At 72.3% G+C, this 25,865-nt stretch carries 25 protein-coding genes; 18 read left to right on the forward strand and 7 right to left on the reverse strand.

Annotation, left to right across the window (positions count from 1 at the left end; genetic code table 11):
- Window positions 1–14 precede the first annotated feature (14 nt).
- Window positions 15–407 (forward strand): VOC family protein, encoded by a 393-nt coding sequence (locus ABZ865_RS01655; RefSeq protein ID WP_361222333.1) that lies wholly within the window; start codon window positions 15–17, stop codon window positions 405–407.
- Here ABZ865_RS01655 and ABZ865_RS01660 read toward each other — a convergent pair.
- The gene (locus tag ABZ865_RS01660) at window positions 349–741 is read right to left on the reverse strand and encodes a hypothetical protein (protein WP_361222334.1); all 393 of its coding nucleotides are present in this window, start codon (window positions 739–741) and stop codon (window positions 349–351) included. The two genes, ABZ865_RS01655 and ABZ865_RS01660, sit on opposite strands and share 59 nt — an antisense overlap.
- A 145-nt stretch (window positions 742–886) precedes the next feature.
- Here ABZ865_RS01660 and ABZ865_RS01665 point away from each other — a divergent pair, with 145 nt between their 5' ends.
- The 5 genes from ABZ865_RS01665 (at window position 887) to ABZ865_RS01685 (ending at window position 7,116) form a co-directional block, all read left to right on the forward strand.
- Window positions 887–1,399, forward strand: coding sequence for a hypothetical protein (locus tag ABZ865_RS01665; RefSeq protein ID WP_361222335.1), 513 nt, complete (start codon window positions 887–889; stop codon window positions 1,397–1,399).
- A 118-nt stretch (window positions 1,400–1,517) separates the two neighbouring features.
- Complete coding sequence (locus ABZ865_RS01670; RefSeq protein ID WP_361222337.1) at window positions 1,518–4,715, forward strand: S41 family peptidase; 3,198 nt, start codon at window positions 1,518–1,520, stop codon at window positions 4,713–4,715.
- A gap of 122 nt (window positions 4,716–4,837) precedes the next feature.
- Complete coding sequence (locus ABZ865_RS01675; RefSeq protein ID WP_361222339.1) at window positions 4,838–5,191, forward strand: histidine triad nucleotide-binding protein; 354 nt, start codon at window positions 4,838–4,840, stop codon at window positions 5,189–5,191.
- Window positions 5,192–5,197: 6 nt separating this feature from the next.
- Window positions 5,198–6,103, forward strand: coding sequence for a ribonuclease Z (locus ABZ865_RS01680; RefSeq protein ID WP_361222341.1), 906 nt, complete (start codon window positions 5,198–5,200; stop codon window positions 6,101–6,103).
- A gap of 20 nt (window positions 6,104–6,123) precedes the next feature.
- Entirely contained in the window at window positions 6,124–7,116 is a 993-nt protein-coding gene (locus tag ABZ865_RS01685) for an adenosine deaminase (RefSeq protein ID WP_361222343.1), read from the forward strand.
- Here ABZ865_RS01685 and ABZ865_RS01690 read toward each other — a convergent pair.
- On the reverse strand, window positions 7,080–8,315 hold the full coding sequence (locus tag ABZ865_RS01690; protein WP_361222345.1) for an MFS transporter: 1,236 nt from the start codon (window positions 8,313–8,315) through the stop codon (window positions 7,080–7,082). The genes ABZ865_RS01685 and ABZ865_RS01690 overlap by 37 nt on opposite strands.
- A gap of 284 nt (window positions 8,316–8,599) precedes the next feature.
- Here ABZ865_RS01690 and ABZ865_RS01695 point away from each other — a divergent pair, with 284 nt between their 5' ends.
- The 10 genes from ABZ865_RS01695 to ABZ865_RS01740 all read left to right on the forward strand — a co-directional run bounded on the left by ABZ865_RS01695 (window position 8,600) and on the right by ABZ865_RS01740 (window position 18,563).
- Entirely contained in the window at window positions 8,600–9,496 is an 897-nt protein-coding gene (locus tag ABZ865_RS01695; protein WP_361222347.1) for a 5-dehydro-4-deoxyglucarate dehydratase, read from the forward strand.
- Window positions 9,493–10,782 (forward strand): glucarate dehydratase family protein, encoded by a 1,290-nt coding sequence (locus ABZ865_RS01700; protein WP_361222349.1) that lies wholly within the window; start codon window positions 9,493–9,495, stop codon window positions 10,780–10,782. Before ABZ865_RS01695 ends, ABZ865_RS01700 begins: the two co-directional genes overlap by 4 nt.
- A gap of 137 nt (window positions 10,783–10,919) precedes the next feature.
- A complete protein-coding gene (locus tag ABZ865_RS01705) occupies window positions 10,920–12,044 on the forward strand; it encodes a PfkB family carbohydrate kinase (protein WP_361224306.1) in 1,125 nt (374 codons plus the stop codon).
- A 142-nt stretch (window positions 12,045–12,186) separates the two neighbouring features.
- The gene (locus ABZ865_RS01710; protein ID WP_361222351.1) at window positions 12,187–13,254 is read left to right on the forward strand and encodes a PhoH family protein; all 1,068 of its coding nucleotides are present in this window, start codon (window positions 12,187–12,189) and stop codon (window positions 13,252–13,254) included.
- Window positions 13,255–13,266: 12 nt separating this feature from the next.
- Entirely contained in the window at window positions 13,267–13,764 is a 498-nt protein-coding gene (gene ybeY, locus ABZ865_RS01715; RefSeq protein WP_100826151.1) for an rRNA maturation RNase YbeY, read from the forward strand.
- A gap of 9 nt (window positions 13,765–13,773) precedes the next feature.
- Entirely contained in the window at window positions 13,774–15,075 is a 1,302-nt protein-coding gene (locus ABZ865_RS01720) for a hemolysin family protein (protein WP_361222353.1), read from the forward strand.
- A gap of 112 nt (window positions 15,076–15,187) precedes the next feature.
- A complete protein-coding gene (locus ABZ865_RS01725) occupies window positions 15,188–15,547 on the forward strand; it encodes an MmcQ/YjbR family DNA-binding protein (RefSeq protein ID WP_361222355.1) in 360 nt (119 codons plus the stop codon).
- 71 nt (window positions 15,548–15,618) lie between these two features.
- Window positions 15,619–15,981 carry a cytidine deaminase gene (locus ABZ865_RS01730; protein WP_361222357.1) on the forward strand — a complete coding sequence of 121 codons (363 nt, stop codon included), beginning with the start codon at window positions 15,619–15,621 and terminating at the stop codon, window positions 15,979–15,981.
- 183 nt (window positions 15,982–16,164) lie between these two features.
- Window positions 16,165–17,493: a beta-xylosidase gene (locus ABZ865_RS01735; protein ID WP_361222359.1), complete on the forward strand. Its 1,329-nt coding sequence runs from the start codon at window positions 16,165–16,167 to the stop codon at window positions 17,491–17,493.
- 59 nt (window positions 17,494–17,552) lie between these two features.
- Window positions 17,553–18,563: a DUF916 domain-containing protein gene (locus tag ABZ865_RS01740; protein ID WP_361222361.1), complete on the forward strand. Its 1,011-nt coding sequence runs from the start codon at window positions 17,553–17,555 to the stop codon at window positions 18,561–18,563.
- Here the strand turns inward: ABZ865_RS01740 and ABZ865_RS01745 are convergent.
- Together ABZ865_RS01745 and ABZ865_RS01750 are read right to left on the reverse strand one after the other, a co-directional pair.
- Window positions 18,457–18,795, reverse strand: coding sequence for a P-II family nitrogen regulator (locus ABZ865_RS01745; protein WP_100826144.1), 339 nt, complete (start codon window positions 18,793–18,795; stop codon window positions 18,457–18,459). The two genes, ABZ865_RS01740 and ABZ865_RS01745, sit on opposite strands and share 107 nt — an antisense overlap.
- Window positions 18,792–20,114, reverse strand: coding sequence for an ammonium transporter (locus tag ABZ865_RS01750; protein ID WP_361222363.1), 1,323 nt, complete (start codon window positions 20,112–20,114; stop codon window positions 18,792–18,794). Before ABZ865_RS01750 ends, ABZ865_RS01745 begins: the two co-directional genes overlap by 4 nt.
- Window positions 20,115–20,265: 151 nt before the next feature.
- On the opposite strand from ABZ865_RS01750, the gene era reads away from it, so the two are divergent.
- Window positions 20,266–21,219: a GTPase Era gene (gene era / locus ABZ865_RS01755; RefSeq protein ID WP_361222365.1), complete on the forward strand. Its 954-nt coding sequence runs from the start codon at window positions 20,266–20,268 to the stop codon at window positions 21,217–21,219.
- A gap of 139 nt (window positions 21,220–21,358) precedes the next feature.
- Here the strand turns inward: era and ABZ865_RS01760 are convergent, their stop codons facing one another.
- Window positions 21,359–22,213: a helix-turn-helix transcriptional regulator gene (locus ABZ865_RS01760; RefSeq protein WP_361222367.1), complete on the reverse strand. Its 855-nt coding sequence runs from the start codon at window positions 22,211–22,213 to the stop codon at window positions 21,359–21,361.
- 119 nt (window positions 22,214–22,332) lie between these two features.
- Between ABZ865_RS01760 and ABZ865_RS01765 the strand changes: the two genes are divergently transcribed.
- A complete protein-coding gene (locus ABZ865_RS01765; protein ID WP_361222369.1) occupies window positions 22,333–23,187 on the forward strand; it encodes an NAD-dependent epimerase/dehydratase family protein in 855 nt (284 codons plus the stop codon).
- Window positions 23,188–23,211: 24 nt separating this feature from the next.
- Here the strand turns inward: ABZ865_RS01765 and ABZ865_RS01770 are convergent, their stop codons facing one another.
- Together ABZ865_RS01770 and ABZ865_RS01775 are read right to left on the reverse strand one after the other, a co-directional pair.
- Complete coding sequence (locus ABZ865_RS01770; RefSeq protein ID WP_361222371.1) at window positions 23,212–24,465, reverse strand: MFS transporter; 1,254 nt, start codon at window positions 24,463–24,465, stop codon at window positions 23,212–23,214.
- A 4-nt stretch (window positions 24,466–24,469) separates the two neighbouring features.
- Complete coding sequence (locus tag ABZ865_RS01775) at window positions 24,470–25,813, reverse strand: GH1 family beta-glucosidase (RefSeq protein WP_361222373.1); 1,344 nt, start codon at window positions 25,811–25,813, stop codon at window positions 24,470–24,472.
- Between the last annotated feature and the right edge of the window lie 52 nt (window positions 25,814–25,865).

Raw genomic sequence — 25,865 nt, forward strand, 5'->3', positions numbered from 1 at the left:
CCTGGGGGAACACCATGGAACTCGCCCAAGTACGCCTCCTCGTCACCGACTTCCCCGCCTGCTACCGCTTCTACGCCGAGGTCCTCGGTCTCAAGCCGCAGTCGGGGGCGACCGAGGGCCCGTACGAGAAGTTCAGCCCGCACACCGGCTCCGCCGGGATCGCGCTGCAGGACCGGGCGATGATGGCCGAGGTCCTCGACGAACTGGGCGAGACCGCCTGCGGCCACCGCTCCCTGGTCGTGCTGCGCGTCGACGACCTCGACGCCTACTGCGCGGAGATCACCTCCCGGGGCGCGACCGTGCTGCACGGCCCGGCCCCCATGACCGACCGGATGCGCGTGGCCCACCTCAAGGACCCGGAGGGCAATCTGGTGGAACTCCAGGAGTGGCTGCTGCTGCGCGGCTGACCACGACGGCGGGCAGCAGCTCCCAGCCGTCCACCTGTCCGGCCTCGGTCCCGCGTCGGCGCAGCTCGTCCACGAACGCCCGTACGACACCGGGCTCGTGGAGGTTGACCCAGCGTCCGTGCTCGTCGCAGACCAGCCCCGAGTGGCTGTAGGGCGCGCTGCCGGCGACCCGCCCGGGCCCGCCCCGGAAGACGATCTGCACCCGGACCCCGTCCCGGTTCAGCGCCAGCACCTCCTCGCACGGCTCGTCGTCCCCGTGCCGGTGCCGCACACGCCACCGGTACAGGGTCCCGTCCGGCACGGTCAGCCGCCTGAGTCTGTCTTCGCCGCCCATCGGCCCAGACTACGGCGGAACCCGGACCGGCACTCGAACGAGTGAGTGGCCGTATGCGCCCTTCCGCCCCGCATGTGTCGGTGGCACTCTGCCGTTCATGGGGGTATTGAGAAGAATTCGGTATCGGCCGCGACCCGCGAGGGCGATGGCCGTGGCGGGGCTGGCGATGGTGGCCGTGGGCGGGATGGTGGCCTGCGAGCCGGGCGGGCTCGGCTCGGCGACGGTGGCGTACACCACCGACAAGACCGCGACCGACGAGCTGAAACGGCGGCATGTCGACGTCAGTTGGCTCAGCTGCACCGCCGACAACGGCAACCACGGCTACACACCCGGCCGTTCGCCCTCGCCGAAGGAGACCATCGTCGTCTCCGTCGACTGCCAGGGACAGACCCAGGACCGACGGAAGATCACCGTCACCGGGAAGGTGACCAAGGCCGTCGACGGCGCCTGTGTGCGCGGGAGTCTGACCGCCACGGTCGGCGGCCGCCGGGTGTTCCACGTCAGCGGGCTCGGCGACTGCGACGCCACCCCCGGGCCGGTGTTCACCCCGCCCACCTACAGTCCCCCGGGGCAGCCCCGGCCCACCGTGACGGTCACCGTCACCCGGACCCTGTGGTGCAAGGGCGACCCGACCTGCTGGCCCGTCGAGGGCAAGTGATCGAAAACCGGGGCCGGGAGCACCGGGTCGCGCGTAAGGTGACGGAGTGACTCAGGGCGCTTCCACGGAAACCACGGAAAGTTCCTCGTACCTCCGATTCCCCCATCTCCACGGCGACTTGGTGACCTTCGTCGCCGAGGACGACGTGTGGCTGGCGCCGCTGGACGGCGGGCGGGCCTGGCGGGTCAGTGCCGACAACGTGCCGGTGAACCACCCCCGTATCTCGCCCGACGGCACCACCGTCGCCTGGACCTCCACCCGGGACGGCGCCCCCGAGGCACACATCGCCCCGGTCGCCGGCGGGCCCGCCAAACGGCTCACGTACTGGGGGAGCGGGAAGACCCAGGTGCGCGGCTGGACCCCGGACGGCGAGGTCCTCGCGGTCAGCACCCAGGGCCAGGCGAGCCTGCGCCGCACCTGGGCGCGCGCGATCCCGCTGGACGGCGGACCGGCCACCACCCTGCCGTACGGGCCTGTCGGCGACATCGCGTACGGCCCGCACACCGTGCTGCTGTCCGCCCCGATGGGCCGCGAGGCCGCCTGGTGGAAGCGCTACCGGGGCGGCACGGCGGGCAAGCTGTGGATCGACCGTGCCGCCGAAGGCGAAGCAGGCGCCGGGGAGTTCGTCCGGCTGCACGAGGAACTGGACGGCAACATCGAGTATCCCGTGTGGGTGGGGGACCGGATCGCGTTCCTGTCCGACCACGAGGGCACCGGCGCGCTGTACTCCTCCCTCGCCGACGGCTCCGACCTGCGGCGCCACACGCCCCTTGGGGGCACCTCCCGCTCGAGCGAAGCCGAGAGTGGGGGAGGTTTCTACGCCCGGCACGCCGCGACCGACGGCCGCCGGGTCGTCTACTCCAGCGCCGGCCGGCTGTGGATCCTGGACGACCTCGACGGCGCCGCACCGCGCCCGCTGGACATCCGGCTCGGCGGCCCACGCGTGGACCTGCAGCCCTTCCCGGTGAACGCCTCCCGCTGGTTCGGCTCCGCCGCCCCCGACCACACCGCGCGCGGCAGCGCGGTCTCCGTGCGCGGCGCCGTCCACTGGGTCACCCACCGCTCCGGACCGGCCCGCGCGCTCGCCGCCCAGCCCGGCGTACGGGCCCGGCTGCCGCGCACCTTCCGCGCCGAGGGCGAGGAGTGGGTGGTGTGGGTGACGGACGCCGAGGGCGACGACGCCCTGGAGTTCGCCCCCGCCACCGGCCTCGCCCCGGGCGCCGTCCCGCGCCGGCTCGCCGCCGGACAGCTCGGCCGCGTGCTGGCCCTCGCCATGGCCCCCGACGGCAGCCGGGCCGCCGTCGCCTCGCACGACGGCCGGCTGCTGCTGGTCGAGCGCGAGACCGGCGAGGTCCGCGAGGTGGACCGCAGCGAGCACGGCGACGTGAGCGGCCTGGCCTTCTCGCCCGACTCCGGCTGGCTCGCCTGGTCCCACCCCGGCCCCCGCCCGCTGTCCCAGCTCCGCATAGCCCACACCACCGACCTGTCGGTGACCGAGGCGACCCCGCTGCGCTTCCAGGACTACGCGCCCGCCTTCACCCAGGACGGCAAGCACCTCGCCTTCCTCTCCAGCCGCTCCTTCGACCCGGTCTACGACGAGCACGTCTTCGACCTGGCCTTCGTGGAGGGCGTCCGCCCCTACCTGATCACCCTCGCCGCGACCACGCCGTCCCCCTTCGGGCCGCAGCGGCACGGCCGGCCCTTCGGCACCCCGGACAAGGACGAGACCCCCGACAGCGAGGGCACCCCGACCACCCGGATCGACCTCGACGGGCTCGCCGACCGCATCGTGCCCTTCCCGGTCGAGGCCGCCCGCTACTCCAACCTGCGCGCCGCCAAGGACGGCGTGCTGTGGCTGCGCCACCCGGTGCGCGGCGTCCTCGGCGCCTCCCGCGCCACCCCGGACGCCCCCGACCCGAAGACCGAGCTGGAGCGCTACGACCTCGTCCAGCAGCGCCTGGAGCACCTCGCCGCCGACGCCGACCACTTCGAGGTCAGCGGCGACGGCAAGCGGGTGCTGCTGTGGACCGACGGCCGGCTCAAGGTCGTACCCGCCGACCGGCGCGCCCCCGACGACGAGGACAGCGACGGGAACATCACCGTCGACCTCGGCCGGATCCGGGGAACCGTCGACCCGGTCGCCGAGTGGCGGCAGATGTACGAGGAGACGGGCCGCCTCATGCGGGACAACTTCTGGCGGCCCGACATGGGCGGCGTCGACTGGGACGGCGTGCTCGACCGCTACCGCCCCCTCCTCGACCGCCTCGCCACCCACGACGACCTCGTGGACCTCCTGTGGGAGGTGCACGGCGAACTCGGCACCTCGCACGCCTACGTCACCCCGCGCGGCGGCTACGGCGACGGCGCCCGGCAGGGCCTGCTCGGCGCCGACATCTCCCGCCACGAGGACGGCAGTTGGCGCGTCGACCGCGTCCTCCCGTCGGAGACCTCCGACCCGGACGCCCGTTCCCCGCTCGCCGCGCCCGGCGTCGCCGTCCGCCCCGGGGACGCGATCACCGCGGTCGCCGGACACCCGGTCGACCCCGTGGCCGGACCCGGCCCGCTGCTCACCGGTACGGCCGGAAAGCCCGTCGAGCTGACCATCTCCCCCGCGGGCGGGGGCGACCCCCGGCACGCGGTCGTCATCCCCCTCGCCGACGAGGAACCCCTGCGCTACCACGCCTGGGTCGCCGACCGCCGCGCCTACGTCCACGAGCGCTCCGGCGGCCGCCTCGGCTACCTCCACGTGCCGGACATGCAGGCCCCCGGCTGGGCCCAGATCCACCGTGACCTGCGCGTCGAGGTGGCCCGCGAGGGGCTCGTCGTCGACGTCCGCGAGAACCGCGGCGGCCACACCTCCCAGCTCGTCGTGGAGAAACTGGCCCGCCGGATCGTCGGCTGGGACCTGCCCCGCGGCATGGGGGCCGAGAGCTACCCGAGAGACGCCCCGCGCGGCCCCGTCGTCGCCGTGGCCAACGAGTTCTCCGGCTCCGACGGCGACATCGTCAACGCGGCGATCCGCGCCCTCGGCATCGGCCCCGTCGTCGGCACCCGCACCTGGGGCGGCGTCATCGGCATCGACAGCCGCTACCGCCTGGTCGACGGCACCCAGATCACCCAGCCGAAGTACGCCTTCTGGCTGGAGGGTTACGGCTGGGGCGTGGAGAACCACGGCGTGGACCCGGACGTGGAGGTCGTCCACAAGCCCCAGGACTGGGCAGCGGGCCGGGACCCCCAGCTGGACGAGGCGATAAGGCTGGCATTGGCGGCACTGGAAACCTCACCTGCAAAAACACCGCCGAGTCTGCCGACCTAGGGGCGCAGGACTGTATCGATGTGCGGCTCCGCCGCGTGGGCGCGTGCAACCCCCACCGGGCCCGCACTCAGAACGACTACCATGCCCCCGTACCGATCACCGGCGAAAGCGAGCGCAGCGCAATGGCGGGAGAACCGCAGGACGACTGCCTGTTCTGCAAGATCGTCGCAGGCCACATCCCGGCGACGATCGTCCGCGAGACCGAGACCACCATCGCCTTCCGGGACATAAACCCCCAGGCCCCCACCCACGTCCTGGTGATCCCCAAGGCCCACTACAAGAACGCCGCCGTGCTCGCCGCGTCGGCGCCCGCGCTCGCCGCCGACGTGCTGGCCGAGACGCAGGCGATCGCCGACGAGGACAAGCTGGAGAGCTACCGCATCGTCTTCAACACCGGCAGCGGCGCCGGCCAGACCGTCTGGCACGCCCACGCGCACGTCCTCGGCGGCCGTGGCATGGAATGGCCCCCCGGATAAGTCGTCATGTCCGTCCGTGAATTGGTGGTCCTCGGCACCGCCAGCCAGGTCCCGACCCGGCACCGCAACCACAACGGTTACCTGCTGCGCTGGGACGGCGAGGGCATCCTGTTCGACCCCGGCGAGGGCACACAGCGGCAGATGCTGCGCGCCGGGGTCGCCGCCCACGACCTGAACCGGATCTGCGTCACGCACTTCCACGGCGACCACTCCCTCGGCCTCGCCGGAGTCATCCAGCGGATCAACCTCGACCAGGTGCCGCACGAGATCACCGCGCACTACCCGCGTTCCGGTCAGCGCTTCTTCGACCGGCTGCGGTACGCCACGGCCTACCGGGAGACGGTCCGCCTCACCGAGGCACCGGTCGACGTGGAGGGCACCCTCGCGGCGACCCCGTCGTACACGCTGGAGACCCGCAAGCTGTCCCACCCCGTCGAGTCCTACGGCTACCGGCTGGTCGAACCCGACGGCCGCCGCATGCTGCCCGACCGGCTCGCCGCGCACGGGATCGAGGGGCCGGACGTCGGCCGGATCCAGCGCGAGGGCGCCCTCGGCGGCGTGACGCTGGACGAGGTCAGCGAGGTGCGACGCGGGCAGCGGTTCGCGTTCGTCATGGACACCCGGCTGTGCGAGGGCGTGCACGCGCTTGCCGACGGCTGCGACCTGCTCGTCATCGAATCCACGTTCCTCGACGAGGACGTCGAACTCGCCGTGGACCACGGACATCTGACCGCCGGGCAGGCGGCCGCCGTGGCCCGGGACGCGGGGGTGCGGCACCTCGTCCTCACCCACTTCAGCCAGCGTTACTCGGAACCCGAGGAGTTCGAGCGGCAGGCGCGCGCGGCCGGGTTCGAGGGCGAGCTGACCGTGGCGCACGACCTCCTGCGAGTGCCGGTTCCGAAGCGCCGATAAAACACGCTTACGATGCTTTGATGCCCCTCCCCAAAGCAGAACTGCACCTCCACATCGAAGGCACCCTGGAGCCGGAGCTGGCCTTCGAGCTGGCCGCCCGCAACGGCGTCGAGCTGCCCTACGCCGACACCGACGCCCTGCGCGAGGCGTACCGGTTCGAGGACCTCCAGTCCTTCCTGAACCTCTACTACGAGCTGATGGCCGTCCTGCGCACCGAGCGGGACTTCGAGGACCTCGCGAACGCCTACCTCGCCCGCGCCGCCGCGCAGGGCGTGCGGCACGCGGAGATCTTCTTCGACCCGCAGGCCCATCTCGCCCGGGGCGTGGCCATGGGCACGGTCGTGGAGGGGCTGTGGCGGGCGCTCGGCGGCAGCGAGGAGAACCACGGCGTCTCCACGAAGCTCATCCTGTGCTTCCTGCGCGACGAGTCCGCCGAATCCGCCCTGGAGACCCTGGAGGGGGCCAGGCCGTACCTGGACCGGATCACCGGGGTCGGCCTCGACTCGGCCGAGGTCGGGCACCCGCCGGTGAAGTTCCGGGAGGTGTACGAGGCCGCGGCCGCGCTCGGGCTGCGCCGCGTGGCGCACGCCGGTGAGGAGGGGCCGCCCGAGTACATCACCGAGGCCCTGGACGTGCTCGGCGTCGAGCGCGTCGACCACGGCCTGCGCTGCATGGAGGACCCGGCGCTGGTCGAGCGGCTGGTCCGGGACCGTGTCCCGCTGACCCTGTGCCCGCTGTCGAACGTCCGGCTGCGCACCGTGGACACGCTGAAGGACCATCCGCTCCCGGCCATGCTCGACGCCGGCCTGCTGTGCACGGTCAACTCGGACGACCCGGCCTACTTCGGTGGGTACGCCAGCGACAACTACCACGCCGTCCGCGACGCCCTCGGCCTGGCGAAGGAGCAGATGCGCGAGCTGGCCCGCAACTCCTTCCTCGCCTCCTTCCTGGAGGACGACGAGGAACGGCGGGCCCGTTACCTGGCCGAGGTCGACGCGTACGAGTTCGCGTAGGCGGCGGTGTCGTAGGCCTCCTGGGCGGGCACGGCGGGCGACTCCAGCGGGAGTTCCACGACCGGCAGGGGCCGCCGCCCGCCCGACCGCACCGCCACCACGGTCATCGGCACCGCCACCCCGAGCAGCCCGAGGGCGAGGACCGCGCCCATGCCCGGGTAGCCCGCCCATGCCGCGAGCGCGCTTCCGGTCAGCGGGCCCGCCGCCGTGCCGAGCGACGCCGCCGAGCCGACCAGGACCGCCCAGCGGCCGCGCGGGTCCAGGGAGGCGGCGAGGCCGATGACGTACGACAGCACGACGGGGTAGACCAGGTTCCAGGCGATCTCGCCCCCGGCGAAGGACGGCAGGTCCGTCGCCGACGCGCTGACCGCGATGCAGGCCGCGATCAGCGCCGTACCGCCGCCGATCGGCACCGCGCGGCCGAGGCGCGTCCCGAGCGCCCCCGCACCCACGACGCCGACCAGGCCGGCGCCGAGGGCGACCGCGAACACCGCGCCGACGCTGACCTCGGTGAGGTGCGCCTGGCCGAGGCCGATGCGGCCGCTGACGCCCCACAGGGAGTTCTGCGCCAGGGACCAGAGGGGCATGACGGCGGCCAGCAGCAGCCCGGCGCGCGGGCGCGGGAGCCGGCCCCGTTCGGCGGTGGAGGCGCGGGGCGTGGCGGCCGGGCCGGGCAGGCGGGAGGTGAGCGGCCAGGCGGCGAGAGCCGTCAGGGCGATCGTGGCGAGCGGCTGCCCGTGGCCCGGGCCGAGGTGGGGGATCGTCAGGTAGAGGGCGCCCGCGAGGGCGGAGACGCCGAGCAGGCCCAGTGTGGTGACCCGGTGCGGGTCGCGGTGGCCGGCGATACCGCTCGCGGCGACCGCCGTGGCCGTGCCGGACCCGAACCCGCCGACGACCGCGCCCGCGACGACGGCCGGGACGAGCCCGGTGAGCGCCGCCCCGCCGTAACCGAGGAACGCGAGGGCGAGGCCCAGGCGGGCGAGCGCCCGGGCGCCGATCCGCTCGACCCGGCAGGCCAGCAGGAAGCCCGCCGACGCCGAACTCAGCAGCAGCGCACTGCCGATGGCCCCGGCCTGGGTGGCGGAGAGCGGAAGCCCGGTGTCGAGCCGGCCGACCGTGGTCGGCAGCAGGTACGGGGCGAGATACCCGGCCGTGAAGAGGGCGACGAGGGGCCAGGGCATGGAGCGGGGGGCGGGCACGGGCGTTCCAGGGCAGGCGAAAGGAAGGGCAAGGCAGGGCTGGAAAAGGGGGGGAGGGCGACGCCTGTCGACGGACAGGAACCCGCGAGGAAGTTGTACCAAGCACGCGGTTCGAGGAAGAACGGTCGGGCGTGCGATCTGCGTCACTTTTCGGTTTGCCTGGTGGGGGCCCGGGTATGAACGCTATGCTCGTTCGCATATATAGACGATATTCACAAGGGGAGATGGTCGGGGTGGGTGGCGATCCGAGTCCGCGGGATGTGGCGCGACGGCTGCGGGAGGGGATGGCGCGCGGTGTGCTGTCCTTCCCGCTCACCGCCTTCCATGACGACGGCTCCCTCGACCCTGACGGCTTCCGCGCCCACGTCGCGGCCCGGCTGGCGGCCGGACCCGGCGCGGTCTTCCCGGCCTGCGGCACCGGTGAGTTCTTCTCGCTGGACGAGGAGGAGTACCGGCAGGTCGTCACGATCGCCGTCGAGGAGGCGGCCGGCAGGGTGCCCGTCGTGGCCGGGACCGGGTACGGCTGGGCGCAGGCCGCCCGGTTCGCCTGGATCGCCGAGGAGGCCGGCGCCGACGCCCTGCTCGTGCTGCCGCACTACCTCGTCGCCGCCCCGCAGGAGGGCCTCGCCGCCCAGCTGGAGCAGCTCGCCGCCCGCACCCGGCTGCCGGTCGTCACCTACCAGCGCGGCCAGGTCGCCTATACGGTGGCCACATTGCGGCGCATCGCGCGCATCCCGAACGTCATCGGCCTCAAGGACGGCCACAGTGACCTCGACCGGCTCCAGCGCCTCACCCTCGCGGCCCCCGAGGACTTCCTGTTCTTCAACGGCGCCGCCACCGCCGAGCTCCAGGCCCGTGCCTACGCCGCCGTCGGCGTCCCCGCCTACTCCTCCGCCGTGCACGCCTTCGCCCCCGAGATCGCCGGCGCCTTCTTCACCGCCCTGCGGGACGGCGACCACGGCACGACCGAGAAGCTGCTGCGCGACTTCCACGTCCCCTTCGCCGAACTCCGCGACCGGGCGCCCGGATACGCGGTGTCCCTGGTGAAGGCCGCGGCCCGGCTGCGCGGTGAGCGCGTCGGCCCCGTCCGCGCCCCGCTCACCGACCCCTCGCCCGCCGACCTCGCCGAGCTGAAGGCCCTGCTCACCGCCGGACTCGACCTCGTAGGAGCCTCCCTGTGACCCGTGACCTGTCCATCTCCGAGGTACGGCTGACGCCGATCCTGGTCGCCGACGCGCCGCTGCTGAACACGCAGGGCGTGCACCAGCCGTACACCCCCCGGCTGATCGTGGAGGTGGTGACGGCGGACGGCGTCACCGGCCTCGGCGAGACCTACGGCGACACCAAGTACCTGGAGCTGGCCCGCCCCCTCGCCGAGCACCTGACCGGCCGGTCGGTCATGGATGTGAACGAGCTGTTCTCCTTCGACCTCGCCGTGGACGAGAGCCGGGTCCGGGGTGCCGTGGACGCGGGCGGTCTGCGGGGCGTCCAGAGCGCCGACAAGCTGCGGCTGTCCGTGCTGTCCGCCTTCGAGGTCGCCTGCCTCGACGCCCAGGGCAGGGCGCTCGGGCTGCCCGTGCACGCCCTGCTCGGCGGCAGGCTGCGGGACTCGGTCGAGTACAGCGCCTACCTCTTCTACAAGTGGGGCAGCCACCCCGAGGGCGTGGCCTGCGAGCCGGACACGTGGGGTGCCGCCCTGGACCCGGCCGGAGTGGTCGCGCAGGCCCGCACCTTCAAGGAGCGGTACGGGTTCACCTCCTTCAAGCTCAAGGGCGGGGTCTTCCCGCCCGACGAGGAGATCGCCGCCGTACGCGCCCTCGCCGAGGCCTTCCCCGGACACCCGCTGCGCCTGGACCCCAACGGCGCCTGGTCGGTGGCGACCTCGCTGAAGGTGGCGCAGGAGCTCGGGGACGTCCTCGAGTACCTGGAGGACCCGACGCTCGGCACGCCCGCCATGGCCGAGGTGGCCGCCGGGACCGACGTCCCGCTCGCCACCAACATGTGCGTGACCACCTTCGGCGAGATCAAGGAGGCGTTCACCAAGGACGCCGTCCAGGTGGTGCTCTCCGACCACCACTACTGGGGCGGGCTGCGCAACACCCGCCACCTGGCCGCGATCTGCGCCGCCTTCGGCGTCGGCGTGTCCATGCACTCCAACACCCACCTCGGCATCAGCCTCGCCGCCATGACCCAGGTGGCGTCCACCGTGCCGAACCTCCACCACGCCTGCGACTCCCACTACCCCTGGCAGTCGGAGGACGTCCTCACCGAGCGGCCCGCCTTCACCGACGGCAGGGTCGCGGTGTCCGACGCGCCCGGACTCGGCGTCGAGCTGGACCGGGACGAGCTGGCCCGGCTGCACCGGCGGTGGGCCGAGGACGACGGGTCGCTGCGCGAACGGGACGACGCGGCGGCGATGCGGCGGGGCGAGCCGGAGTGGCGGACCCCGGTGATGCCCCGCTGGTAGCAGGGCAGCGCGAGCGGGCGAGGGCGAACGGCCGTGTCCGACAGGCGTATATGACAGCCTTGTCAAGGGTGCGATCTGGTGCACACTGGCCAGATCCGCACCACGTCAGGGAGCGCACCGTGACCCCGTCCCACGCGATCGCCGGAGAGGAACCGGAGCACCTCACGCAGGCAGCGCGCTGTCAGGCCCAGATCGACCCGCTGGCCGCCCTGCGCACCCCCGCCGATCCGCCCTGGGACGTCTACCTCACGGGCACCGTCTTCCTCGACATCATCTTCACCGGCCTGGACTCGGCGCCCGTGCGCGGCACCGAGTCCTGGGCCCGGGGGATGGGGTCCAGCCCCGGCGGCGTCGCCAACATGGCCGCCGCGCTGGCCCGCCTCGGCCTCAGGACGTCCCTCGCGGCGGCCTTCGGGGACGACCACTACGGGGACTACTGCTGGGACGCGCTGGAGCAGGGCGAGGGCATCGACCTCACCCCGTCACGCACGGTGCCCGGCTGGCACTCGCCGGTGACGGTGTCCATGGCCTACGAGGGGGAGCGGACCATGGTCTCCCACGGGCACGAGCCGCCGCCCGAGGAGCCGGCGCCGGACTGCCCGCCCCGGGCGCGGGCGGCGGTGGCCTCCCTCACCCCCGGGAAGCGGGCCCCCTGGATCGCCCAGGCCGCCCGGCACGGCACCCGGATCTTCGCGGACGTCGGCTGGGACGACACCGGCGCGTGGGACCTCGCGGGACTCGCCGATCTGGAGCACTGCGAGGCGTTCCTGCCCAACGCGGAGGAGGCGCGACGGTACACCGGGGCGGACTGCCCCCGGGCGGCCGCGCACGCGCTGACCGAGCACGTGCCGGTGGCCGTCGTCACGCTCGGGGCGGAGGGGGCGTACGCGGTGGACCGGCGTACCGGGGAGACGGCCGAGGTGCCCGCGATCGCGGTGGAGGCGCTGGATCCGACCGGGGCGGGGGACGTGTTCGTGGCGGGGTTCGTCACCGGGACGCTGGCGGGGTGGCCGCTCGCCGACCGGCTCGCCTTCGCGGGGCTCACGGCGGCGCTGTCCGTGCAGGAGTTCGGGGGGTCGCTGTCGGCGCCGGGGTGGTCGGAGATCGGGGCATGGTGGCGGAAGGTGCAGTCGGTGGCGGGGCAGGATCCCGCGGCGCTACGGCGGTACGCGTTCCTGGACAGCGTGGTTCCTGCGGAGCTGGACCGGCCGTGGCCGTTGCGCAGGGCTGTGCCGACCATTGGGTTCCGTCGGACGGGCTGAGCGCCCAGGGGGCTCCGCCCGGGAAAGGCCCTGCGAAAAGCCCTACGGTCTTGTCTGTGCACCGTCGTACCCTGGACATGCGAGGCCGCCCTCAGCTACGCGGCCGTGACGAGGAGGAACCGCAGGCCTACAGAGCCGGCCCATGACTCAGACACCCACAGCTCACACCCCCGCGCAGGAGCAGGCGCGAGCACAGATCAGCATTCCCGCCCAGCACCCCATGGTGACCGTGCTGGGGTCCGGCGACTCCCTGCTGCGCGTGATCGAGAAGGCCTTCCCGGGGGCCGACATCCACGTCCGGGGCAATGAGATCAGCGCGGTCGGCGACTCCGCGGAAGTCGCCCTGATACAGCGCGTGTTCGACGAGATGATGCTCGTGCTCCGCACCGGGCAGCCGATGACGGAGGACGCAGTGGAACGCTCGATCGCCATGCTCAAGGCGAGCGAGAACGGGACGAGCGACGGTCCGGAGACCCCGGCTCAGGTACTGACGCAGAACATCCTGTCCTCGCGCGGCCGCACCATCCGCCCCAAGACCCTCAACCAGAAGCGGTACGTCGACGCGATCGACAAGCACACGATCGTCTTCGGTATCGGCCCCGCCGGTACGGGCAAGACCTACCTGGCCATGGCCAAGGCCGTCCAGGCCCTGCAGTCCAAGCAGGTCAACCGGATCATCCTGACCCGCCCGGCGGTGGAGGCGGGGGAGCGGCTGGGCTTCCTGCCCGGCACGCTGTACGAGAAGATCGACCCCTACCTGCGCCCGCTGTACGACGCGCTGCACGACATGCTCGACCCGGACTCGATCCCGCGCCTGATGGCCGCGGGCACGATCGAGGTCGCGCCGCTCGCGTACATGCGTGGCCGTACGCTCAACGACGCCTTCATCATTCTCGACGAGGCCCAGAACACCAGCCCCGAACAGATGAAGATGTTCCTCACCCGCCTCGGCTTCGATTCGAAGATCGTGATCACGGGTGACGTGACGCAGGTCGACCTCCCCGACGGGACCAAGAGCGGCCTGCGGCAGGTCCAGGAGATCCTGGACGGCGTCGATGACGTCCACTTCTCCTGGCTGTCGTCCCACGATGTCGTACGGCACAAGCTCGTCGGCCGTATCGTCGACGCGTACGAGAAGTACGACAGCAGGCACGGCACCCAGAACGGCATGCAGAAGAGCCGGGGCAAGTCCGGGCACAAGGGGAAGTAGACCAGCACGACCATGTCGATCGACGTCAACAACGAGTCCGGCACCGAGGTAGACGAGCAGGCGATCCTCGACATCGCCCGCTATGCGCTCGCGCGGATGCGCATCCACCCGCTCTCCGAGCTCTCGGTGATCGTCGTGGACGCCGACGCCATGGAGCAGCTGCACATCCAGTGGATGGACCTGCCGGGTCCGACCGATGTGATGTCGTTCCCGATGGACGAGCTGCGGCCGCCGTCCAAGGACGACGACGAGCCGCCGCAGGGGCTGCTCGGCGACATCGTGCTGTGCCCGGAGGTCGCCGCGAAGCAGGGGGCCGAGGCGCCCACGCAGCACTCCATGGACGAGGAGCTCCAGCTGCTCACCGTCCACGGCGTGCTGCACCTGCTCGGGTACGACCACGAGGAGCCCGACGAGAAGGCCGAGATGTTCGGCCTGCAGGCCGCCATCGTGGACGGATGGCGGGGCGAGCGCGGGCTGACCGGTCCGTCCCCGGCGCCGACCGTCTCGTAAGAGGGGCGTATGAGTCCGCAGATCGTGCTCGGGGCGATCGCGCTGGTCGTCGTCGCCTGGCTCGCCGCCTGCGCGGAGGCGGGCATCGCGCGCGTCTCCAGCTTCCGCGCCGACGAGGCTGTGAAGTCGGGCCGCCGGGGCAGCGCCAAGCTCGCCCAGGTGGCCGCCGACCCCACGCGCTACCTCAATGTGGCCCTGCTGGTCCGCGTCGCCTGCGAGATGGCGGCCGCGGCCCTGGTGACGTACGCCTGCCTGCAGGAGTTCGCCGCCACCTGGGAGGCCCTGCTGGTCGCCATCGGCGTCATGGTCCTGGTGTCGTACGTGGCGGTCGGCGTCTCCCCGCGGACCATCGGCCGCCAGCACCCGCTGAACACGGCGACAGCGGCGGCGTACGTGCTGCTGCCGCTGGCGCGGATCATGGGCCCGATCCCCTCGCTGCTGATCCTCATCGGCAACGCGCTGACGCCCGGCAAGGGCTTCCGGCGCGGCCCGTTCGCCTCCGAGGCGGAGTTGCGCGCGCTGGTGGACCTCGCCGAGCAGGAGTCGCTGATCGAGGACGAGGAGCGCCGTATGGTGCACTCGGTCTTCGAACTCGGCGACACCCTGGTGCGGGAGGTCATGGTCCCGCGCACCGACCTGGTCGTCATCGAGCGGTACAAGACCATCCGGCAGGCGCTCACCCTCGCCCTGCGCTCCGGGTTCTCCCGCATCCCGGTGTCCGGTGAGAGCGAGGACGACATCGTCGGGATGGTGTATCTGAAGGACCTGGTCCGCAAGACCCACATCAGCCGGGACGCCGAGAACGACCTGGTGTCCACGGCCATGCGCCCGGCCGTCTTCGTGCCCGACACCAAGAACGCAGGCGACCTGCTGCGCGAGATGCAGAAGGAACGCAACCACGTCGCCGTCGTCATCGACGAGTACGGCGGCACCGCCGGCATCGTCACGATCGAGGACATCCTCGAGGAGATCGTCGGCGAGATCACCGACGAGTACGACCGCGAACTCCCGCCCGTGGTGGACCTCGGCGACGACCGCTACCGGGTCACCGCCCGCCTCGACATCACCGACCTCGGCGAGCTGTACGGGCTGGAGGAGTACGACGACGAGGACGTGGAGACCGTCGGCGGACTGCTCGCCAAGGCGCTCGGCCGGGTGCCCATCGCGGGCGCCTCGGCCCAGGTCGAACTACCCGACGAGCGCCGCCTGCGGCTCACCGCGGAGGCGTCGGCCGGCCGCCGGAACAAGATCCTGACGGTTCTGGTGGAGCCGGTGGGCGGGACCGTGGCCGAGGAGGAGCCGGAGGAGTGACGCCGATGGCGGAGGGGGGACCGGTGGCCCGGATGCGGGTGACCAACCGGGGCCACGGCAACGAGATCGAGTGCGCTCACGGCCGACCGGACACCGGTGAGGAGACTCCCGCATGACCCCCCAGGAACTGCGCGCCTTCTGCCTGTCCTTCAATGCGGCCGTGGAGGACTTCCCGTTCGGGCCGGACGCCTCTGTCTTCAAGGTGCTGGGCAAGATGTTCGCGCTGAGCCGGCTGGACGCGGAGCCGCTGACGATCAACCTCAAGTGCGACCCGGAGGACGCGCTCCGGCTGCGCACCGAGCACGAGAACCTGATCATCCCCGGCTACCACATGAACAAACGCCACTGGAACACCGTGACCGTCGACGGCGGCCTCCCGGACCGGCTGGTGAAAGAGCTGATCGAGGACTCGTACGACCTGGTCGTCGCAGGCCTGCCGAGGGCGGAGCGCCTGCGGCTGGACCGGCCGTAGTCCGGGCCTTTCGTCCAGACCCTCGGCCGACCCCGGCGTGGGTTCGGCGACCGGCTTCGTATGCTCGGGGCATGACCGACAGCAATGGGCTTGATCCTGAGGACCGCAAGATTGTCACGTTGGCTCGTTCCGCGCGGGCTCGTAATGCCGTGCCCGAGGGGGCGGCCGTGCGGGACGAGACCGGGCGTACGTATGTCGCCGGGTCGGTGGAGCTGGCCTCGCTGAAGCTGAGTGCCCTGCGGACCGCCGTGGCCATGGCCGTGGCCTCCGGGGCGAAGTCGCTGGAGGCGGCGGCGGTGGTGAGCGAGGCGGAGGCCGTTCCGGCCGAGGACCTGGCCGCCGTCGCCGATCTCGGGGGTGCGGGGACGCCGGTGCTGCTCGCCGGGCCCGACGGGGCCGTGCGGCTGACGGTCCGGGCGGGCACCGCGGAGTAGTCCGGACCGCCCGGCGGGGTCGTCGGGTCCGCCGGACTGAGCGATCTGTTCCGGATGCCGCAGAAACTGATGATCCGTCAGATTTCTGCGGCGTCTCCATTGACTTCTCACCCCCGCTCCACATCAATGCCCCCTGTCGGCGCAGACGAGCCGCTGCGCCCGCGACCCTCAGGAGGGGGCCTCATGGGTTCGACACCCCCAAGATCCCGACGGCGGCGCTGGGCGTCGCTGATCGGGGCGACCGCCCTCGCGGTCACCGTGGGCGGCGCGCTGGCCGGTCCGGCCGGTGCCGCCGGCGCGAACGTGGACTTCGCCACGCACTGCATCCCGCCCGCCGTCTCCGGCCTTCCGCCGATCGACGGCACCACCACCGCGAGCGTGTCGGTGGACAACACCAGCCCGAAGGTCGGCGACACCGTCACCGTGACCTACACCGTGGTCACACCCGCCGCCGGCAACCCCACCGACCTGGCCCTGCCGGCCGACATCATGACCCCGACCGGCAAGGTCACGCTCGGCGGCGCCCAGACCGGGTCCGTCACGGTCGCCGGGCCGAAGAAGAACGCCCCGGTGCCGGGGAAGGCGCCGTTCCCGTCCTTCTCCATGACCGGGACGTTCACCGTCACCAAGGCCGGCCGGATCACGCTCTCGCCGGGCGACTACAACATCCACACCAGCTACATCCTGGAGCTGGACACCCCCTGCACGGTCACCAACCCGCCCGCGCCGACCTCCGAGACGGTCACGGCGACCGACGGAACCCCAGCCAACACCCGTGCCATCTCGCTGAGTTCGGCCTCCGGTGACCCGGGTGCAGGGGTCACGGTCCACGGCAGCAACTTCACGCCGGGCGCCACCGTCACCCTGGCCGGGCGGGCCGGGGCCACCCAGACCGCGGACACCGCCACCGTGACCGCCAATGCCCAGGGTTCCTTCAGCGGTTCGCTGGTCGTCAACGACAAGACGACGACCGGGATCGTGGCCTACGAGGGCGCCTCCTGGAGCGCGGACAAGGGCGCGGGCCCCGCGGCCTACGTCGTCAACGACAACACGCCCGTCCCGCCGGGCAGTCAGAAGCTGACCACCACCGTCAAGGCGGGCACCCTGTCCATGTCCCAGGCCGGGGACGCCGTCGCCCTGTCGGCGGTCGACTTCGGCAAGGGCGGCGCCTCGACCGGAACCCTGCAGACGGTGACCGTCAAGGACTTCCGCGGCGGGCCCGCGGGCTGGTCCCTGACCGGCAAGGTCACCGACTTCACCGGTCCCGGCGCCAAGATCGACGCGGGCAGGCTGAGCTGGACGCCCGCCTGCGCGACCAAGCCGGGCAGCCCGAGCACCTGCAAGGCCGGTTCGACGGGCGCCGTGGGCCCCTCGGGGGCGACCCTCGCGTCGACCGCCGACGGCACGGTCACCGGCGGTGAGTTCACCGTCGACGCCGGACTCTCCCTGGACGTACCGGCGTTCACACCTCCGGGCGCGTACTCCGGTGTGCTCACGCTGACGCTCACCTGAGCGTGCGGGCGTCCGCACCCGCCCGTTCCCGCACCTCTCCTCCGTGGGGGTCCGCACCCATGCGCAAGCTGTACGTCCTCCTCCTGGGCCTCCTGCTGGCATGGCAGGCCACGCCCGCGCACGCCGCCGACAACGGCAGCTGGTCCGTCTATCCGGTCGCCTCGAAGATCGCCGCGCGGCCCTACTTCTACCTCTCGGCCGACCCCGGTCAGACCCTCACCGACAAGGTCGCCGTCCAGAACAAGACCGGCAAGCCGCTCACCTTCCGGCTCTACGCCGCCGACGCCTACAACACCGCCCGCGACGGCGGGTTCGCCGTACGGACTCTGAAGGAGCGGATGCGCGGGGTGGGCGCGTGGGCGAAGCCCGCGAAGTCCCGGGTCACCGTGCCCGGACACAGGACCGTCACCGTGCCGTTCACCCTGCGTGTGCCCCAGGGCGCCGAACCCGGCGACCACCCGGGCGCGATCGTCGCCCTGGACGAGCGCGTGGACCCGGGCAGCGGTTCCCTGGCCCTCGGTGTCCAGCGGGCCGTCGGCGCCCGTGTCTACCTCCGGGTCGGCGGGCCCACGCTGCCCGCCCTCTCCGTCGAGCAGGTGCACATCAGCCACCACCAGCCCCTCGTCCCCGGCCTCGGCGACAGCACGGCGACCGTCTCCTACACCCTGCACAACACCGGCAACGTCACCCTCGACCCGAGGGTGCGGCTCACGGCGCGCGGTCTGTTCGGCCGGACGCTGCTCGACCGCGACCTGACCGGGGTCCCGTCCGAGCTGCTGCCCGGGCAGCGGGTGCGGCTCACCGAAACGTGGTCCGGGGCGCCCCAGCTGGACCGGGCGGACGTCACCCTGACCGCGAGCGCGCAGGGCACACGGGAGTCGGCGAGCGCCTCCTTCCTCGCGCTGCCGTGGCTGCTCGCCGGCCTGGTGTTCGTCGCCGGGGCGGCCGTGGGCGGGCTGCTGGTCAGAGCGCGTCGGGGCCGCGTTCGCCGGTCCGCACGCGGACGACGGTCTCCACGGGCAGTGCCCACACCTTCCCGTCCCCGATCTTCCCCGTCCGCGCGGCGTTGACGACCGCGTCGATCGCCTCGTCGGCGACGGCGTCCTCGACCACGACCTCGATGCGCACCTTCGGCACCAGGTCGACGCGGTACTCGGCGCCCCGGTACACCTCGGTGTGGCCGCGCTGACGGCCGTAGCCGCTCGCCTCGGTCACGGTCAGACCGTGCACGCCCAGCTCCTGCAGGGCGGTCTTGACCGCGTCCAGACGGTACGGCTTGACGATCGCGGTGATGAGCTTCATGCCTGGCTCTCGACCTTCTGGGTGGGGGACTTGCCGGCGGCGGCGAGGGAGTGGGAGACCGGGGCACCATGGCCCAGGACCCCGTGATCGTAAGCCGTCTCGGCGTGCACCGTAAGGTCGAGGCCGGTGTGCTCCTGCTCCTCGCTCGCCCGGAAGCCCATCGCCTTGTCGAGCAGCCTGCCCAGGCCGTACGTCACGGTGAAGGCGTACCCGGCGACGACCACGACGGCCACCAGCTGCTTGCCGAGCGGGGCGAGCCCGCCGCCGTAGAAGAGGCCCTCGACGCCGCCGGTCATGGCCTTCTCGGCGAACAGGCCGATGAGGAGGGTGCCGATGATGCCGCCGACCAGGTGGACGCCGACGACGTCCAGGGAGTCGTCGTAGTTCAGCCGGAACTTCCAGCCGACCGCGTAGGAGCAGACGACACCGGCGGCGAGACCCACGACCAGCGCGCCGAGCAGCGAGACCGTGCCGCAGGACGGGGTGATCGCGACCAGGCCGGCCACCGCGCCGGAGGCGGCGCCGAGGGTGGTCGGGTGGCCGTCGCGCCGCTGCTCGACGAAGAGCCAGCCGAGCAGGCCGGTGCAGCCGGCGGCGAGGGTGTTGAGGAAGGCGGCCGCGGCGAGGCCGTTGGCCCCCAGGGCGGAGCCCGCGTTGAAGCCGAACCAGCCGAACCAGAGCAGACCGGCGCCGAGGATCACCATGGGCAGGTTGTGCGGACGCATCGCGTCCTTCTTGAAACCGAGGCGCGGGCCGAGCACCAGGCACAGGGCGAGACCGGAGGCACCCGAGGTGATCTCGACGGGCAGACCGCCCGCGAAGTCGAGCGCGCCGAGCTTGTCGAGGATCCAGCCTCCGGGGCCCCACACCCAGTGGGTGACGGGAACGTATACGAGGAGCGTCCAGACCGGCACGAAGACCAGCCAGGCCGAGAACTTCGTGCGGTCCGCGACCGCGCCGCTGATCAGGGCGGCCGTGATGATCGCGAAGGTGAGCTGGAAGGTGGCGAAGAGCAGGGTGGGGACCGTGCCGTGGACGCTGTCCGGGCCGAGGCCGCTCATGCCGGTGTGCTTGAGGCCGCCGATGAGCCCGCCGAAGGTGTCGTCGCCGAAGGCGAGGGAGTAGCCGGCCGCCAGCCAGACCACCGTGACCAGGGCGATCGACACGAAGCTCATCATCAGCATGTTGAGGACGCTCTTCGTGCGGACCATGCCGCCGTAGAACAGGGCCAGGCCCGGGGTCATCAGCAGGACGAGGGCGGTGGCCGCGAGCAGCCAGGCGGTGTCGCCGGTGTTCACGTGCGCGGCGGCGAGGGTCACGGGCGTCTCCAACGGTGTGGGGGCTCGTCAGAGGGTCACCGGTGCCGGTTTCCGGATGCGTACGGGTGTGTTTCCGTGACGTTTCATTGCCTGAGGGTTACCGAAACCTCACGGTACGGCGGGGGCTCGTGGATCAGGGACAATGAACGGCATGAGCGTTCGCACCCAGTCATCCGAGCAGCCGGCCGAGACCGTCCATCGCGCCGGCTTCGCCTGCTTCGTGGGCCGCCCCAACGCGGGCAAGTCCACCCTCACGAACGCTCTGGTCGGGCAGAAGGTGGCGATCACCGCGAACCAGCCGCAGACGACGCGGCACACGGTGCGCGGCATCGTGCACCGGCCCGACGCCCAGCTGATCCTCGTGGACACCCCCGGGCTCCACAAGCCGCGCACCCTGCTCGGCGAGCGGCTCAACGACGTCGTACGGACGACGTGGGCCGAGGTCGACGTGATCGGCTTCTGCCTCCCCGCGAACGAGAAGATCGGCCCCGGTGACCGCTTCATCGCCAAGGAGCTGGCCGGGATCCGGAAGACCCCGAAGATCGCCATCGTCACCAAGACCGACCTGGTCGACTCCAAGACCCTCGCCGAGCAGCTGATCGCGATCGACCAGCTGGGCAAGGAGCTGGGCTTCGAGTGGGCGGAGATCGTGCCGGTCTCGGCGGTCGGCGACAAGCAGGTGAATCTGCTGGCCGACCTCCTGATCCCGCTCCTCCCCGAGGGCCCGGCCCTCTATCCCGAGGGCGACCTCACGGACGAGCCCGAGCAGGTCATGATCGCGGAACTCATCCGCGAGGCGGCCCTGGAGGGCGTCCGTGACGAGCTGCCGCACTCCATCGCGGTGGTCGTCGAGGAGATGCTCCCGCGCGAGGACCGCCCCGCCGACAAGCCCCTCCTCGACATCCACGCCAACCTCTACATCGAGCGCCCCAGCCAGAAGGGCATCATCATCGGCCCCAAGGGCAAGCGCCTGAAGGAGGTCGGCATCAAGTCCCGCAAGCACATCGAGGCGCTGCTGGGCACGCCCGTCTTCCTGGACCTCCACGTCAAGGTCGCCAAGGACTGGCAGCGCGACCCGAAGCAGCTGCGCAAGCTGGGCTTCTGAGGTACTGGGGCGCTGCCCCAGACCCCGCCAGGGGCTCTGCCCCTGGACCCCGTTTCCCACCCGCCCACCCGTCTCGGTCGGCTGGAAAGCCGGCCTCACAGGGCTTCGCCCCAAACCCCGTGGCGTGTGCTGTGGGCTTCTAGCCGGTGGCTCCCTGGGGGGTCATGTCCTGCAGCCCCACCACCCTCAGCAGTTGAAGCCGTTCGTAGGAGTCCGTGTCCGGGCGGGCGGTGTGGATGATGAGGTGTTGGTGGGTCTCGTGGCTCAGCAGGACCTCGCAGTCCAGTTCCAGCAGGCCCACGACCGGGTGCAGGAAGCGTTTCTTGTTCGGTCGACGGGTGGAGACCTCGTGCTCGTCCCAGAGCCGGGCGAACTCCTCGCTGGACGCGCGGAGTTCGGCCACGAGGGCGGCCGGTTCCGGGTCGTGGGGGCGGGCCGCGGCCACCGCGCGCAGGTTGGCCACATGGTCCCGCGCGTGTCCCGGCAGGTCCTCGGGCGGGAAGAGGGCGCGGGCCGTGGGGTCCAGGAAGAACCGCCGGGTCAGGTTCCGCTCGCGCGGCGGGCGGGCGGACGCGTCGCCGACCAGGGCCTTGGCCAGCGCGTTCTGCGCCAGCACCGCACCGCAGTCCGTGACCACCTGCGCCGGTGAGTCGTACAGCCGGTCCAGGACCAGCAGCAGGCCGGGGCGGACGTGCGCCGAGGCCGCGTCCCGGCGCGGGGGCTCCTCGCCCACCAGGTGGAAGAGATGGTCCCGTTCGTCGTCGGTCAGGCGCAGCGCACGGGCCAGCGCCGTCAGCATCTGGCGGGACGGGCGTGGGCCGCGGGACTGTTCCAGGCGCGTGTAGTAGTCCACCGACATCCCGGCCAGCGACGCCACCTCCTCCCGGCGCAGTCCGGGTGTCCGGCGGCGCGCGCCGGGGGCGAGGCCCACGTCGGACGGTTCCAGCCGGGCGCGGCCGCGGCGCAGGAAGTCGGCGAGTTCGGGTCGGTTCACCTCTCCAGCGTGCGGGAGTCCGTCCGGCTTATCCAGGGACTGCCGATCCCCTGATCGACGGGTCTCTCCCGGCGGCGGCATCCCCGCTGAAAGCTGGGTCGGGACGAGAGGAGCAGAACATGCTGACACTGGTGACGGGTACGACGGGACAGGTCGGGCGGCGCTTCGTGCCGAGGCTGCTGGCGCAGGCCCGGCCGGACGAGCGGGTGCGGGTGCTCGTGCGGGACGCGACGCGCGGGGAGCGGTTCGCGGAACTGGGTGCCGAGGTCGTGGTCGGGGATCTGCGGGATACGGAGGCGCTCGGCAAGGCGGTGGCCGGGGCGGATGCCGTCGTGAACGTGGCGGCCTCCTTCCGCGGGGTGCCGGACGACGAGGCCTGGGCCGTCAACCGGGACGCGGCCGTGGAGCTGGGCCGTGCCGCGCTGGCCTCCGGCGTGCGGCGGTTCGTGCAGGTCAGCACGGGGCTGGTGTACGGCCTCGGGCGGGGGCGCCCGGTGACCGAGGAGGACGAGAGCCGGCCCGGCGGGCCGATGTGGGGGGCCTACCCCGCGTCCAAGGCCGCGGCCGAGCGGGAACTGCTCGCGCTGGAGGGCATGGACGTACGCGTGGGCCGGCTGCCCTTCGTCTACGGCGAGGGCGATCCGCATCTCGCGCAGTCGCTGATGTGGGCCCGGAACTGGGCGGCCACCCAGCGGCTGCAGATGGGCCACCACGCGGATGTCGCCCAGGCGCTGCTGCGCATCCTGCACGCGCCGGGCATCGCCGGCCGGATCTACAACATCGCCGACGACGCCCCTCTCACGGCGGTCGAACTGCACCAGCTCAACGGCGCCGACATCCCCGCCGAGCTGTACACCCGCACCGACCCGGACCCGTGGTACGTCATCACCTCCACCGACCGCATCCGCCGGGAACTCGGCTACCGCCCGCTGTACCCCAGCGTCTACGCGGCCAGGGACGCCGGAGCCCTGTAAGGCGCTCCGGATCGCGTGGACGCCTCAGTCCACCCCTCTGATCCGGCCCACCAGCACCGCCCCCGCCAGCCCGATCACCGCCGCCACCAGGTACAGCACCCGGTAGCCGCCCAGGTAGGTCACGATCGGTGCCGCCAGCGCCGGGGCCGCGACCTGGGGCAGGGCGTTGGCCACGTTGATCACGCCGAGGTCCTTGCCCCGGTCCAGGGCCGTCGGCAGGACGTCCGTCATCAGGGCGAAGTCGACGGAGGTGAACACGCCGAAGCCGATGCCGAGCACGGCCGCCGCCACGATCGCGCCCGGCCAGGTCTGCCAGCCCGCGAGGGCCGCCGTCGCCACCGCCATCAGCACGCCCGACCACACCACGAACGGCTTGCGCCGGCCCACCCGGTCCGACCAGATCCCGCCGAACACCACGGTCGCCACCAGGGTGAGGCTGTTGACGGCCGTGAGGACCAGCACGCCCTGGTCGGGGTCGGCGTGGTGGAGGCGGTCGCGGAGGTAGTAGAGGAGGTAGAGCAGGACGAGGGAATTGCTGAGGTTGATCAGAAAGCGGGTCAGCCAGGCCCAGCCCAGATCCGGGTGACGGCGCGGGCTCAGCCAGAACCCCGCGAGGAAGGACCGCCAGGACCAGGCCGGGCGGTCCTCCGCCGCCAGCCGCAGATCCTCGTAGGCCAGCACGTACGGCAGCACGCCCACCACGGTGAACACCGCACAGGCCGCGTACCCGGCACCGATCCCGCCCGCCGCCGTCGCGAGCCCCGTGCCCGCGACCACGCCCAGGATCTGGGCCGCGCCCAACCAGCCGCCGACCGCGCCCCGTTGGAGCCTCGGCACCCGGTCCGGGACGGCCGCCGTCACCGCCGCGAACGCCGCGTTCAGGGTCAGCTGCACCAGGCACCAGCCCAGCGCCATCGTCCACGGTCCGTCCGCGCCCGCGAGCAGCAGCAGCGCCAGCGCGCCGCCCCCGCTCCCGGCCACGATCCACGGCGTACGGCGGCCCCGGCGGGCGGTCGTCCGGTCGGACAGGGCGCCGAAGAGAGGGTTCGCGAGCAGGGAGACCACCGCGCCCGCGCCCGTCACCCACGCCAGCAGGGACTCCTTCGACGTGCCGGAGCCGGGCGCGAAGTCCTTCGCCTGGGAGGCGAGCAGGATCTGCAGCGGGCCGAACCAGCCCACCCAGATCGCCCCGTTGGCCAGCGACAGCGCGGCCGTCCAGCCCCGGCCCACCGGTTCGGCCGGCTCGGTCAGGGCGGCCGGGGCGCGGACGGTGGTCACCGGGTCACCGCTGCGCCCGCAGCAGGTCCCGGAACCAGTGGTACGACGCCTTCGGGGTGCGCTTCTGGGTGGCGTAGTCGACGTGGACCAGGCCGAAGCGGCGCGCGTAGCCCTCCGCCCACTCGAAGTTGTCCAGCAGGGACCACACGAAGTAGCCGCGCACGTCCACGCCGGCCTCCGACGCCCGGTGCAGTGCGCGGACATGGGCGTCCAGGTAGGCGATGCGGTCCTGGTCGTCGACGCCCTCGTACGAGCAGCCGTTCTCGGTGATGACGATCGGCGGGAGCCGGTCGCCGTAGCGGTCGCGGAAGCCGGTGAGCAGCTCGGTGAGCCCCTCGGGGACGATCGGCCAGCCGAAGTCGGTGACCGGCCGGCCCTCGATCTCCTGGACGGAGAAGGGGAGTTCGGGGGGCATGGTGATCCCGCCGAACTCGATCTCCGTGCCCTTCGGCGCGCCCACCTGTGTCGGCGCGTAGTAGTTGACGCCGTAGAAGTCGACCGGCTCGGCGATGACCTTGAGGTCGGAGTGCACGTCTCCCGGCATCAACTCGCCGATGCCCTCCGGGTACGCGCCCAGGACGACCGGCTCGGCGAACATCCGGTTCAGCAGGACGTCGTAGAAGTCCGCCGCCTCCACGTCGGCCTGGTCCGCCGATGCCGGCCAGACCGGCCCGTGCGAGTTGGCGATGCCGACGTGCGTGGCACCGGCCGCGCGCAGGGCCCCCACCGCCAGACCGTGGGCCAGCAGCTGGTGGTGGGCGACGGGCAGGGCGTCGAACAGCAGCCGCAGGCCGGGCGCGTGGACGCCCAGGGCATGGCCCAGCAGGGTGTGTTCGGCGGGTTCGTTGAGCGTGATCCACGTGGGCACGCGGTCGCCCAGCCGCTCGGCCACGACCGACACATGGTCACCGAACCGGGCCGCTGTGTCCCGCTCCCGCCAGTCCAGCGAGGCGGGCAGGTCCCAGTGGAAGAGGGTGGGCACGGGCCGTACGCCCGCCGCGCACAGCTCGTCCACCAGACGGTCGTAGAAGTCCAGGCCGCCGGGGGAGTTCACCCGGGGCCAGGAGACGGAGAAGCGGTAGGCGTCCACGCCGAGGCCGGCGAGGAGGGCCACGTCCTCCCGGTAGCGGTGGTAGTGGTCGCAGGCCACCGCCGCCGTCGAACCGTCCTTCACCCGTCCGGCCTCGGCCGTGAACACGTCCCACACGGACGGCTCGCGTTTCTCGACGGCGCCCTCGATCTGGTGGGCGGAGGTCGAGACACCCCAGAGGAAGCCGTCCGGGAAGCGGGGTACCGGGTTCGTCGAGCGGGGTACGGGGTTCGTCGCCGTGCGCGCATCCGTCGCCATGCGCGCGATCATCCTTACCGGAGGTAACGGAAGTCAACGCCCGTGCGGGAAA

It is taken from the genome of Streptomyces sp. NPDC047085 (assembly GCF_040643735.1).
In the GTDB taxonomy this organism is placed as follows: Bacteria; Actinomycetota; Actinomycetes; order Streptomycetales; family Streptomycetaceae; genus Streptomyces.